General features: G+C 36.9%; 12 protein-coding genes. 11 read left to right on the top strand and 1 reads right to left on the bottom strand.

Going from position 1 to position 13701, the window contains the following annotated elements:
* Positions 1-33: 33 nt before the first annotated feature.
* Positions 34-1248 carry an EAL and HDOD domain-containing protein gene (locus ACZ446_RS08000; RefSeq protein WP_464392057.1) on the top strand — a complete coding sequence of 405 codons (1215 nt, stop codon included), beginning with the start codon at positions 34-36 and terminating at the stop codon, positions 1246-1248.
* Between the two features lie 50 nt (positions 1249-1298).
* Here ACZ446_RS08000 and ACZ446_RS07995 read toward each other — a convergent pair whose 3' ends face one another.
* Positions 1299-2054 carry a helix-turn-helix transcriptional regulator gene (locus tag ACZ446_RS07995; protein WP_464392056.1) on the bottom strand — a complete coding sequence of 252 codons (756 nt, stop codon included), beginning with the start codon at positions 2052-2054 and terminating at the stop codon, positions 1299-1301.
* A 140-nt stretch (positions 2055-2194) separates the two neighbouring features.
* On the opposite strand from ACZ446_RS07995, the gene ACZ446_RS07990 reads away from it, so the two are divergent.
* The 10 genes from ACZ446_RS07990 (at position 2195) to ACZ446_RS07945 (ending at position 13699) form a co-directional block, all read left to right on the top strand.
* The gene (locus tag ACZ446_RS07990) at positions 2195-2782 is read left to right on the top strand and encodes a hypothetical protein (protein WP_464392055.1); all 588 of its coding nucleotides are present in this window, start codon (positions 2195-2197) and stop codon (positions 2780-2782) included.
* A gap of 185 nt (positions 2783-2967) precedes the next feature.
* Positions 2968-3849, top strand: coding sequence for a branched-chain-amino-acid transaminase (gene ilvE / locus ACZ446_RS07985; RefSeq protein ID WP_464392054.1), 882 nt, complete (start codon positions 2968-2970; stop codon positions 3847-3849).
* A 53-nt stretch (positions 3850-3902) separates the two neighbouring features.
* Positions 3903-5558: a dihydroxy-acid dehydratase gene (gene ilvD, locus ACZ446_RS07980; protein WP_464392053.1), complete on the top strand. Its 1656-nt coding sequence runs from the start codon at positions 3903-3905 to the stop codon at positions 5556-5558.
* 387 nt (positions 5559-5945) lie between these two features.
* Positions 5946-7616 (top strand): biosynthetic-type acetolactate synthase large subunit, encoded by a 1671-nt coding sequence (ilvB, locus tag ACZ446_RS07975; RefSeq protein ID WP_464392052.1) that lies wholly within the window; start codon positions 5946-5948, stop codon positions 7614-7616.
* Positions 7617-7619: 3 nt separating this feature from the next.
* Positions 7620-8105: an acetolactate synthase small subunit gene (ilvN, locus tag ACZ446_RS07970; RefSeq protein ID WP_464392051.1), complete on the top strand. Its 486-nt coding sequence runs from the start codon at positions 7620-7622 to the stop codon at positions 8103-8105.
* 141 nt (positions 8106-8246) lie between these two features.
* A complete protein-coding gene (ilvC, locus tag ACZ446_RS07965; RefSeq protein ID WP_464392050.1) occupies positions 8247-9233 on the top strand; it encodes a ketol-acid reductoisomerase in 987 nt (328 codons plus the stop codon).
* 34 nt (positions 9234-9267) lie between these two features.
* Positions 9268-10788, top strand: a complete 1521-nt coding sequence (locus tag ACZ446_RS07960) for a 2-isopropylmalate synthase (protein ID WP_464392049.1) — start codon at positions 9268-9270, stop codon at positions 10786-10788.
* 86 nt (positions 10789-10874) lie between these two features.
* On the top strand, positions 10875-12140 hold the full coding sequence (leuC, locus tag ACZ446_RS07955; RefSeq protein ID WP_464392048.1) for a 3-isopropylmalate dehydratase large subunit: 1266 nt from the start codon (positions 10875-10877) through the stop codon (positions 12138-12140).
* On the top strand, positions 12140-12631 hold the full coding sequence (gene leuD / locus ACZ446_RS07950) for a 3-isopropylmalate dehydratase small subunit (RefSeq protein ID WP_464392047.1): 492 nt from the start codon (positions 12140-12142) through the stop codon (positions 12629-12631). Before leuC ends, leuD begins: the two co-directional genes overlap by 1 nt.
* Entirely contained in the window at positions 12632-13699 is a 1068-nt protein-coding gene (locus tag ACZ446_RS07945; protein WP_464392046.1) for a 3-isopropylmalate dehydrogenase, read from the top strand. It begins immediately after the preceding gene.
* Positions 13700-13701 lie beyond the last annotated feature (2 nt).

Here is a 13701-nt window from a genome sequence, read left to right as displayed (position 1 = left end):
TTTAAGCTGGGCTTTTATCATCGAGGTGATCAAATGTCAGCAGTAGTGGCTAGACAACCTATACTGGATAAAAATTTAAATATTTTTTCATATGAACTTCTATTTAGAGGTGGAGAATCCAAAATTATCGATGGGGAAAAAGCAACTGCTCAAGTTATTATGAACACCTTGGAATCTATAGGATTTAATAATCTAACTGAAGGCCGACCAGCTTTTATAAATTTCACAGATGAGTTATTGAAACAGGGAATACCGGATCTTTTAGCTCCTGAAATGGTCTATATTGAGGTTTTGGAAACGGTTAAGTTAGATCAACAGCTGCTTTATGCATTAGAAATTTATAAAGAAATGGGATTTAATATAGTACTTGATGATTTTGTTTTTACTGAAAACTTAATCCCTCTAGTAAAATTGGCTGACTACATTAAAATAGACTTTTTAATTACAAAAGGTGCTGAACGAAAAAAATTAATAAATAAATGTAATCAATATAATTCAGATATTCAATATATTGCAGAAAAAATCGAGAAGTACGAAGAATTTTTTGCAGCAAAAGATATTGGTTTCGATTATTTTCAAGGTTATTTCTTTACTAAACCAAAAATTTTAGAAGCTAAAAAAACAAATTCTTATGCTTTTACATTTTTTAAAATGATAAAAGAACTAAATAAAGATGAACCAAAAACAAAAAGAATAGAAGAAATAATCAAATCAGATTTGTCAATGTCATACAGTCTTTTGCGAATCATAAATTCTGCCCATTATGGTTATGATGTTAAATCTATTCGTCAAGCTATAGTTTTGTTAGGTGTAGAAAAGCTGAAAAAGTGGAGCCTTTTATATTTTCTAAAAGGCCTTGATAATAATAAACCTGATATTTTATTTAAAACTGCAGTTTTAAGAGCAAATTTTGCAGAATCTTTAACTGATTATTTTGGGGATAATAGAGGAGATAATCTTTTTGTTTTAGGTTTATTATCTGTACTTGATGCCTATTTAGATAGAAAATTAGAAGACATTTTAGCTGAGATATCACTTTCAAGTAATTTAAAAGAAGCATTAATTAAACGAGAAGGCCAGCTGGGAGATTTATTATTGCTAATTGAAGCTTTTGAAGAATTTAATTTAAAAGAAGTGGAAAAATATATAAAAAAATATTCAATTGACTATAGAGTGGTTTTTGATAGTTATTCTACTGCTTTGCGAAAGACTAAAGATATAATTAATGCTTTTAAAAATAATAATTAATAATAAATTATAAAAATGAGATGGTCTAAAATTTATTTAATCTATCTTTATTACTTATATACTATTGCTACCAATTCAGTTCTATTATGCACCTTGGTCTTATTAAAAATATGGCTGAGGTGTTTTTTTACTGTATTAACTGAAATAAATAATTCTGATGCAATTTCTTCATTAGTTTTACCAGTTAAAATTAATTTTAAAACATCTCTTTCTCTTTTGCTTAAATTAAAATTATTAGCTTTATTGATTAAAAGATTTTCTTTCCTTTTATTATTAATATTTTTTAACCTTTCAATTTCAAATAATTTTTTCAAGTGATTGCTGCTGTGTTTGGCCAAAATTTTCAAATAAATTAGATCATTAGTTGTAAAATTATTATCTTTATTAGTTCTAAAAAGGCTGATTGTGCCTAACAGCCTCTGCTCAGCGTGGATATCGATTCCACAGGAATAATAGAGCCTATTTTTAGCCAGAAAATCATTGAAATATTCGGTATTCACCCAGGTTTTATAGTCCATTAATTGGGTGCTAATAATAGGTTCCTTTTGGTCAAAAGCCAGGTTTCTAATATCGTCAAGCTGCCAGTAATAATCATTATATGCTTTTAAAACACTATCATTAATATTATAGCAGATCGGATCATCAAGCAGCTCTTTATTTTCATCAAAAAGAAAAAAATTAGCTGCATAAAAAGGTATCATTTTATTTAAATTTTGCAAAAATGTATACGAATAATTATGTAAGTCCATAATTTTACCAGTCTCATAAATGAAATCTAGAATAATTTTCCATCTTATTTCTAACACTATTAAAGTTCTCCTCCCGAATAATTAATTAAAATATTATACTTATGGGTAATATGAAGTTAAATTTAGAAATGCTATGATAAATATATAATTCAGGATAATCGACAAAAATCCTGCAAAAATATAAAGGGGGAGTCTTTATGTCAAAAAAATTTATTGTAGTGGGGATAGCATTATTTTTTATTTTCAGTTTAAGTAGTGGAGTATTTGCTGAAATGGGAATAGAATCAATGATTTTAGGTGCTGATATAATGATGTCAGACTGGCAGTTAGATTATATTAGACCATTAGAACCTGGGGAATTAGAAAAAGGAGATTATCGGTTGACTCCTATTATTGGGCGTATAAATACAAATGGGGAAAGGAATGTTTTTTCTGGTTCCTATTCTGAGTTTGATAATTCCAATAGTACAACAGCTTATATTTTAGTTTTTGATACAGGCTTATCTGATAATTTAACTTTACACAGTAAGTTTGCCTATCAACCATGGGAAAAATATACTTATGATAATAGCAATCAGGAAGAAAGCAGATCTACTTTATTTGATTTGTTTATTAATTATGAGTTAAAAGAGGATAAAAAAATGTTTTTTGGCTATAATAGGATTTTGTCAAAAGAAAAAGAGTATGATAGTCTAGATGAACTGAGATATGTGGATGAAGATACTAACAATATCTATTACTTAGGCTTTGAAATCCGTGGATCATTCACGGGTGGAAATGAATAAAATTACTTAATTAAAAGACTCCCTTAATTGGGAGTTTTTTTCTTTGAGAGAACTTGACTTTTTAAATATTAAACTATATAATTTATAACCAATACATATCTTAAATAAAATGCTATCTCTATAATTAAAACAATAATTATGAGTAGTAAAAGTAGAATTATAACATTTTAAGGAGGACAAAAGTAGTGAGTAGAAATATTTATCTTAACGGAGAAATTGTCCCTGAAGATCAGGCGAAAATTTCAGTTTTTGACCATGGTTTTCTCTATGGTGACGGAATTTTTGAGGGGATTAGAGCCTATAACGGCAGGGTGTTTATGCTTGATCAGCATATCAAGCGCTTATATCAGTCTGCTAAAACAATTATGCTGGATATTCCTTTGAGTAAAAAAGAAATGGAAGCAGCAATTTTAAAAACAATTAGGGCCAATGATTTAAAAGATGCTTACATTAGAGTAGTAGTTTCTAGAGGTAAAGGAGACCTGGGTTTAGACCCTCGTAAGTGTCCGAAGCCTACAGTTGTAATTATAGCCAGTGCTATTCAGCTTTATCCGGAAGAATTATATAAAACCGGTTTGAAATTAGTAACAGTTCCAACCCGCAGAAATGGGCCGGAGATGGTTAATCCCAGAATTAAATCTTTAAATTATTTAAACAATATTATGGCCAGACTAGAAGCCAATATGCAGGGAGCACCTGAGGCCATTATTTTAAATACTGACGGTTATGTAGCAGAGTGTACAGGAGATAATATCTTTATTATAGAAGAAGATACAATAACAACTCCACCAAGGTATGCAGGTATCCTAAAAGGGACCAAAAGAGAAATTGTGCTTGAAGTGGCAGCAGAAATGGGATTAGAAGTTAAAGAAGAGCTATTTACAAGACATGATCTTTTTAATGCAGATGAGTGTTTCTTAAGCGGAACTGCAGCCGAGGCTATCCCGGTTGTTGAAGTTGACGGCAGGGTAATAGCAGATGGTAGTGTAGGCGAAAAAACGAAAGCTATTATTGCCAGATTTAGAGAAATTGCCCAGACATCAGGTACAGAAATTTATAATGATTAATTAAATATAATGATGCTTTTCAAAAAGAAGTGAGCAGCAATAGGAGGAATACAATGAGAAGTGACAAGATTAAAAAAGGTATAGAAAGAGCTCCACACAGATCTCTGCTTTATGCACTGGGGCTTGACGATGATGATATAAATAAGCCAATGATTGGGATTGCCAATTCGGCAAATGATATTATCCCAGGCCACAAACTCTTAGATAGAATTAAAGATGCTGTTGAACACGGAATCACAGCAGCTGGCGGTACAGCTTTGACTTTTTCAACTATCGGTGTCTGTGATGGAATTGCGATGGGCCACAGCGGGATGCATTATTCTCTGGCTAGTAGAGAAATTATTGCAGATTCAGTTGAGGCGGTGGTTAACGGTCACCAACTTGATGGACTGGTTTTAATCCCCAATTGTGACAAAATTGTTCCGGGAATGATGATGGCAGCTGCCAGACTAGATATTCCGGCAGTTGTAATCAGTGGTGGACCAATGGAGCACGGCAGCCACTGTGGAGAGCCAATTGACCTCCACAATGTATTTGAGGCAGTAGGTTCAGTAGTTTCCGGTGAGATGGAAGAAGAGGAATTAGACCAGATTGCACGCTCAGCCTGTCCGGGAGTCGGATCCTGTGCCGGAATGTTTACAGCTAACTCCATGAATTCTCTAGCAGAAGTATTAGGCCTGGCACTACCAGGTAATGGAACAATCCCAGCGGTTAAAGCAGACCGCATTAGACTGGCCAAAGCAGCAGGTAAGGCAGTAATGAAGCTCGTTGAAAAAGATATCCGTCCTTCTGATATTTTAACTGAAAAGTCATTTGAGAATGCAATAACTGTTGATATGTCACTTGGGTGTTCAACAAATACAGCTTTACATTTACCGGCAATAGCCCATGAGGCTGGGATTGACCTACCATTAGATAAGTTTAATGAGATCAGTGATCAGGTACCACATATCTGTTCTCTAACCCCGGCTGGTAAAAATCATATGGAAAATCTAAATGCAGCCGGAGGTATTCATGCAGTAATCAATGAACTTGTTAAAGGTGATTTGATTAATTTAGATACAGTTACAGTTACCGGTCAGTCACTTAAAGAAAATTTAAAAGCAATTAATTTTGTTGACCATGAGATTATTCGTTCTCTAGATAATCCTTATCATGAACGGGGAGGCCTTGCAATTCTAAAAGGTAACCTGGCACCTGAGGGTTCAGTAGTAAAAAGAGCTGCAGTAGCACCTCAGATGATGGAACATAGAGGACCTGCAAGAATCTACAATAGTGAAGAAGAATCAATTGCAGCTATCAATAACGGCGAAATTAAGCCGGGTGATGTTGTTGTAATCAAAAACGAAGGTCCAAAAGGCGGTCCAGGAATGAGAGAAATGCTTTCTCCAACCTCTGCCTTAGCAGGAATGGGCTTAGATGACAGTGTAGCTTTAATTACCGATGGACGTTTTTCTGGAGCAACAAGAGGTGCAGCAATTGGCCATGTTTCCCCCGAAGCAGCTGCTGGAGGACCAATCGCAGCTTTAGAAGAGGGAGATATAATTCATATCGATATGGATAAATTTATTCTGGAAGTAGAATTATCAGAAGAGGAATTAGCTGCCAGAATGGATAAAGTAGAACCTTTTGTACCTGATGTCAGCGGTTATTTAAAGCGTTATGCAAAATTAGTTGGATCAGCTTCTAAAGGAGCAGTCCTTGATTAAAGCCTAAAAATACTTTAATAATTAAAAAATATCCAAAAAATTAAAGATATTTTCAAAAAATGATTGATAAAAAGATATAAATTTAGTATAGTGTACAATATAAATAGAATATTAAATGAAGTTATAGAATAGCAAGTAGTCGAGAAGGGTTGGCTTCATTTAAGAATTTTATCAACTGAGAAATAGGGAGTAGTCTATCCAATTGGCTTTTAGCCGGGAAACTGCTTCCAGACTGAAGTAAACTACATCTGATTAGCAGGAGAAGTTTATTTAATTTTCAGTCAATTCTCAAGTTTAAATTCTTAGATATTTTTCTGCCCTGAATAATTGTGTTCAGGGCTATTTTTATATCTACTTATTTTTCAAAATTACAGCGGAGGTGAATTTATGCCAAAATTAAATGGTGGGGAAATAATAGTTGAATCCCTCAAAAAAGAAAATGTTGACGTTATATTTGGATATCCGGGTGGTGCTGTTATTAACCTTTATGATGCCTTGTATAACTCAGATTTAAAACACTATTTAGGAAGACACGAGCAGGGAGTAGTACATGCAGCAGATGGTTATGCCAGAAGCAGCGGGAAAGTAGGGGTTTGTATTGCAACTTCAGGTCCAGGTGGAACAAATATGGTCACAGGACTGGCAAATGCCTTTATGGATTCAGTGCCCTTAGTTGCTTTTACAGGTCAGGTTTCAACCTCAATGCTGGGGAAAGATTCTTTTCAGGAGGCAGATATCACAGGAATTTCTTTACCAATTACCAAACATAACTTTTTAGTCACTGATGTCGAAGACCTGGCAAAAACAATCAAGGAGGCTTTCTTTATTGCTAAAACAGGCAGACCGGGCCCAGTACTGATTGATCTGGCTAAGGATGTCACCCAAAAAGAAGCCGAATTTAATTACCCGGCTAAAATCAATTTGCCAGGCTACAGGCCGACTTTTGAAGGCCATCGACTTCAGGTTAACAAAGCTGCTAAGGCGATTAATGAAGCTAAAAGGCCGCTGCTTTATGTTGGTGGTGGAGCAGTAATCTCCGGAGCTGAAAAGGAGATTAAAGAACTTGTTGAAAAGGCTAAAATACCGATAACAACAACTTTGATGGCTCTGGGAATCTATCCCGAAGACAAAGATTTAGCACTGGAGATGCTGGGGATGCATGGAACTCAATACGCTAACCGGGCGACCTTAGAAACCGACCTGGTTATTGCAGTTGGGGCTCGCTTTGACGATCGAGTCACAGGTAAATTAGATGAGTTTGTAGCTCAGGCCGACATTATTCAGATAGATATCGACCCGGCAGAAATAGGTAAAAACATTGAAGTAGAAATACCGGTAGTCGGTGATGTTAAAGATGTACTTCAGGAGATACTTCCCTTTATAGAGGAAAAAGAAAATGGTCCCTGGCAGGATCGGATTAGCGAGCTTAAAGCCAAATATCCTCTAAAATATGAAGATGACGGCTCAGAAGTGATAAAGCCGCAGTATTTGATGGAAGAAATTGATAAGTACACAAATGGTGACTCAACAATTGTAACTGAAGTTGGTCAGCATCAGATGTGGGCAGCTCAGTATCACAAATATAAAAAGCCGAGACAGTTTATCAGTTCCGGTGGTTTGGGAACCATGGGCTTTGGTCTCCCGGCCGCAATTGGAGCTCAAATTGGACTACCTAAAGAGCAGGTTATTTTAATTGCTGGTGACGGCAGTATTCAGATGAATATTCAGGAATTAGGCACTATCCAGGCTTATAATGTTCCAGTTAAAATAATTATTTTTAACAACAAATATCTGGGAATGGTCAGACAGTGGCAGGAAATGTTTTTTGAAAAGCGATATTCTTCCACTAAAATTCCGGCACCTGATTTTGTTAAAATGGGGGAAGCTTATGGAATCTGGTCTAAAAGAGTAGATAATAAATCTGAACTTGGTGTTGCAATCAAAGAAGCTATGGAGCTTAAAGGACCAGCAATCTTAGATGTTCATATTCCAGAAGAAGAAAATGTTTATCCAATGGTACCGGCAGGAGCAGGCTTAAAAGATATGATAGGGGGATAATTTATGAAGCATATATTGTCAGTGTCAGTTTTAAATAAACCTGGTGTTTTAACCAGAGTGGCAGGACTTTTCAGCAGGCGCAATTTTAATATTGAAAGTTTAAATGTTGGTAAAACTGAAAATCCAGAGATTTCTAGAATGACAATTGTAGTTAATGGTGATGATAAAGTATTAGAGCAGGTAACCAAACAGCTGCATAAATTAATAAATGTCTTAAAAATCACAGAACTCGATAAAAATGCAATTGTAGAAAGAGATTTAATTTTAATCAGAGTTAAATGCACCCGCAAACAGCGCTCAGAAATTATTCAAATTGCTGATACATTTAGAGCACAAATTGTTGATGTAGCTCCTGACACTTTAATGATTGAAGCTACAGGAACTGAAGATAAATTAGAGGCTTTAACAGAACTATTGAGGGATTTCGGTATTGCAGAATTTGTAAGGACAGGAAGAGTTGCTCTGAGCAGAGGTCAGGCAGTTAAGTAAAGAAGTAAGAAATAGGAAGTCAGAAGTAGTTGCTAAGAGTGTAATCAGGACTCCTATTTCAAATTATTTCCTGTTAATTTTATAAACAATTTTTCATAAAAAGATAAATCTTAAATCAGAACATAAAAGGAGAAGATAGAAATGAAAATTTATTATGACAACGATGCAGATCTAAAGTACTTAGAAGATAAGGTAGTAGCAGTTATAGGTTATGGTAGTCAGGGACATGCCCAGGCTCAAAACCTTAAAGATAGTGGAATTGAAGTAGTGGTTGGTCTCAGAAAAGAAAGTTCAAGCTGGCCTGTTGCAGAAGAAGATGGCTTTGAAGTCTTAACCACTCCAGAGGCAGCAGCTAAAGCAGATGTGATTCAGATTTTAATTCCAGATATCAAGCAGGCTTCAGTCTTTAAAAATGATATCGAACCTAATTTAGAAGAAGGCAACTCACTTGTCTTTTCTCACGGCCTTAATATCCACTATGATCAGATTGTACCACCAAAAAATGTTGATGTATTTATGATTGCACCTAAATCACCGGGCCATTTAGTCCGCAGATTGTATGTAGATGGTAAAGGTGTTCCCGGATTATTAGCAGTTTATCAGGACTATACAGGTAAGGCTTATGATACAGCTTTAGCCTATGGTAAGGGAATTGGCTGTACCCACGCTGGAGTTATCGAAACAACATTCCAGGAAGAAACAGAAACAGACCTCTTTGGTGAACAGGCAGTTTTATGTGGAGGAACAACAGCACTTGTAAAGGCTGGATTTGAAACTCTAGTTGAAGCAGGTTATCAGCCCGAAATTGCATATTTTGAATGTCTAAATGAGCTGAAATTAATTGTAGATTTAATGTTTGAAGGTGGAATTTCCACAATGAGAGATTCTATTTCTGATACAGCTCAGTACGGAGATTTAGTTTCAGGTCCTAGAGTAATTGATGAGCATGTCAAAGAAAATATGCAGGAAGTATTAAAAGATATTCAGAGCGGTAAATTCGCCAGAGAGTGGATTTTAGAAAACCAGGCAAACCGTCCTGTATTTAACTCTTTAACCGAAAAAGACGAAAAATCACAAATAGAAGCAGTCGGACGCAGATTAAGAGAGATGATGTCCTGGATTGACTAATTATTCAGGAGTCTAGAAAAGGTGGTGAAAATTAATGGCTAATGTCAAAATATTTGATACAACTTTAAGAGATGGGGAGCAGTCCCCGGGAGTGACTTTAATCCCGGAGGAAAAGCTGGCAATTGCTAAACAGCTGGCCAAGATGAAGGTTAATGTGATTGAGGCTGGTTTCCCGATTTCTTCTGAAGGAGATTTTAACGCAGTCAAAATGGTTGCTGAAAATGTAAAAGGAATCGAAGTGGCAGGTCTGGCAAGATGCCGCAAAGGTGATATTGACCGGGCCTGGGAGGCTTTAAAAGACGCAGAAAATCCGAGAATACATGTCTTTATTGCTTCTTCACCAATTCATATGGAATACAAGCTGCAGATGAGCGAAGAAGAGGTCATTAAAAATGCAGTTGAAGGGGTAAAATATGCAGCTCAGTATACGGAAAACATTGAGTTTTCAGCTGAAGATGCTTCCCGCAGTGATGTTGATTTTCTGGCACGCTTATTTGAAGCAGCAATTGATGCCGGAGCTAAGGTGATCAATATTCCAGATACTGTTGGTTATTCAGTACCTTCTGAATTTGGGGCCTTAATTAAAGGTGTCAGGGAAAAAACTCCTAATATAGATCATGTAGATATCAGTGTCCACTGTCATAATGATTTAGGGCTGGCAGTCGCAAATTCACTGGCTGCCATTGAAAATGGAGCAACTCAGGTCGAAGTTTCAGTCAACGGAATTGGAGAGCGGGCTGGTAATGCAGCCTTAGAAGAAATTGTGATGGCTCTTTATACCCGCAAAGATTATTACGGACTTGATGTGACCCAGGACACAACTCAGATTGCCCGTTTATCGAAGCTGGTTGCAAATTCTACTGGAGTTTCAATCCAGGCTAATAAGGCAATTGTCGGTGCTAATGCTTTTGCTCATGAAGCTGGAATCCACCAGGATGGTGTGATTAAGGAAAGAACTACTTATGAGATTATGGACGCCAAAACTATTGGTTTAGATCATAATAAACTGGTGCTTGGTAAACATTCAGGCCGCCATGCTTTAAAGGATTTTCTTGAAAAATATGATTATGAGCTCGATCAGGCAAGCTTTGAAAGCTTCTTCAAGCGCTTTAAGGATTTAGCAGATAAGAAGAAAAATGTGAGCAATGCTGATATTATAGCACTGCTGGACAATGAGCTTTATGACTATGAAAAAACTTTTGAACTTGAATATATTTCTGTTCTAACCGGAAGGGGCCTACTGCCGACAGCAACTGTTAGATTGAAAAAGAAAGGTAAAGTTATTCAATCAGCAGCCTGCAATGGAGATGGCCCGGTAGATGCAATATTCCAGACTATTAATGAGCTGACTGGAATGGAAAATATTAAGCTGATGTCCTATAAGATTGATGCAGTAACAGAAGGAAAGGATGCTCTTGGTGAGGCATTTATTGCTGCAGAAATTGACGGTAAAATTTATACCGGTCATTCTTCTCAGACAGATATCACCGAAGCCAGTGCCTCAGCTTATATTGAAGCAATCAATAAGTATTTGGTTTATAACAAAGATAAGTAAATTAAAGCAGCCTGTTTAAAGTAGCGGGCTGCTAAAAAAATATTTAAAATATAACATTATAAGATTTTAAGGAGTGATTTAAGAAAATGGGAATGACGATGATCGAAAAAATTCTTGCTGCTCATTCTGACCGTGATCAGGTCAAACCGGGAGAGATAGTCAATGCCAGAGTCGATATGGTATTAGGTAATGATATTACAGCTCCGGTAGCAGTTAAGGAATTTAATAAAATTGGTGTTGATAGAGTATTTGATAAGGAGAGAATTGCACTTGTCCCTGATCATTTTGCTCCAAATAAGGATATTAAGGCAGCTGAGCAGGTTAAAGTAGTGAGAGAGTTTGCCCAAAAACATGATATTACAAACTATTTTGAAGTAGGTCAGATGGGAATTGAACATGTGCTTTTACCGGAAAAAGGTCTAACCCTTCCCGGAGAGATTATAATTGGTGCTGACTCCCATACCTGTACATATGGCGCCCTTGGTGCTCTGGGAACTGGAGTGGGAAGTACCGATATGGCAGCTGCAATGGCGACTGGTAAGGCCTGGTTTAAGGTGCCGCCGACAATTAAAATTGTCTACAGTGGAGAACTTAAACCTCATGTCAGTGGTAAGGATTTAATCCTTTATACAATTGGCAAAATCGGTGTAGATGGAGCTTTATACAAGGCGATGGAATTTACTGGTGAGGCGATAGAAAATCTTTCAATGGATGGTAGAATGACAATGTCCAATATGGCAATTGAAGCCGGAGGTAAAGCTGGATTAATTGCAGCAGATGAAAAAACTGAGGCATATTTAAAAGATCGAGCTCAGAGAGAATACACTGTAGTTAAGCCTGATCCAGATGCTGAGTACGAGCAGATTATAGAAATTGATGTCAGCCAGATTGAACCTCAGGTTGCTTTCCCAAGTCTACCTGAAAATACAAAAGGTCTTGATGAAATTACAGAAAAGATAGAGATTCATCAGTCTGTAATTGGATCCTGTACCAACGGCCGTATTGAAGATTTGAGAGCAGCCGCAGAAATTTTCAAAGGTCAGAAGGTTCATAAAAATGTGCGCTGTCTTGTTTTCCCAGGAACTCAGGCAATTTATAAGCAGGCAATGCACGAAGGACTCTTTGATATTTTCATAGATGCTGGAGTGGCAGTTTCAACCCCAACCTGTGGACCCTGTTTAGGTGGACATATGGGTATTTTAGCTGATGGTGAAAGAGCTATTTCAACCACCAACCGTAATTTTGTTGGTCGAATGGGTTCAACCAGCAGTGAAGTATATCTAGCAAGTCCAGCTGTAGCAGCAGCCTCAGCAGTTAAAGGCTATATTGCTGGTCCAGAGGAGGTTAAATAATGAAATTAAAAGGAAAAGTATTTAAGTATGGAGATAATGTAGATACAGATGTAATAATTCCGGCCCGTTATTTAAATTCTTCAACACCTGAGAATTTAGCGGCCCACTGTATGGAAGATATAGATGAGAACTTTGCTGATCAGGTAAGTGAAGGAGATATTATTGTTGGCGGTAAAAACTTTGGTTCTGGTTCATCCCGTGAGCATGCACCGCTGGCAATTAAATATGCAGGAGTTTCCTGTGTAGTAGCGGAAAGTTTTGCCCGCATTTTCTACCGCAATTCAATCAATATTGGTCTACCTATTTTAGAATGCCCGGAGGCTGTCAAGGCCACAAAAGCCGGAGATAAGCTGGAAGTAGATATCGATAATGGTGAAATCAAGAATATGCGGACAGGTGAAAGCTATCAGGCAGCACCATTTCCACCATTTATGCAGGAGATTATTAAAGATGGCGGCCTGATTGAACATGTTAAAAAGGAGCTGGTATAAATGGCAAATATAGCATATATACCGGGAGATGGAATTGGCGAAGAAGTTACCCGCCAGGGAATTAAGGTTTTAGAATATTTAGATGGTGCCTATAAATTAGGTCTTAAGTTTGAAAAATTTGATCTAGGTGCAGAAAGATATTTAAAAACTGGAGATATTCTGCCGGCTGATGTTTTAAACAAGTTAGAGACTTTTGATTCAATTTATCTGGGAGCAGTTGGTGACCCCAGAGTTGAACCAGGAGTTTTGGAAAAAGGGATTTTACTCAAGCTCCGCTTTTATTTTGACCAGTACGTTAACTTAAGACCAATCAAATTATATAAAGAGGAATTTTCTCCACTTAAGGGTAAGGGGCTGGAGGATATTGACTTTACTGTAGTCCGCGAAAACACAGAAGGTATTTACGCAGGAATCGGAGGTTTTCTTAAAAAAGATACGCCGGATGAGGTAGCAACTCAGGAGATGATTTCTACCCGTAAAGGTGTTGATCGAGTTATTAAATATGCCTTTGAATATGCTCAGGAATTTGGTAGAGAACCTAAATTAACAGTCTGCGATAAGAGTAATGTTTTGACTTACGCCCACAACCTCTGGCAGCGTTCTTTTAAAGAGATGGGTAAAAATTACCCTGAGGTAGAACAGAATCACTTTTTAGTTGATGCAATGACGATGAAGATGGTCCGCAACCCTGAGATATTTGATGTAGTTGTGACCTGCAATATTTTTGGTGATATTATAACTGATCTAGGTGCTGAGCTGCAGGGAGGAATGGGAATGGCTGTCTCCGGTAATATTAATCCAGACAGTATTTCAATGTTTGAACCCGTCCATGGGAGTGCTCCGGACATTGCAGGACAGAATATTGCTAACCCTCTGGCAGCAGTTTTAGCAGCAGGAATGATGCTGAGAGAACTTGGATATGGTAATTTAACTCCTAAGGTAGAAGCAGCAGTTAAAAGTGCTTTAGAAAATAACATGGTGACAGCAGATCAAGGAGGAGACTTAAACACAGACGAGGTTGGAGACTATTTGGTTAAAACTCTCAAAAGCAATGAAGAAGGTGAGTAGTG

This window comes from Halanaerobium sehlinense (assembly GCF_055379485.1).
Note: the sequence above shows the minus strand (reverse complement) of the source record. Positions and strands in the feature narration are given on the sequence as shown.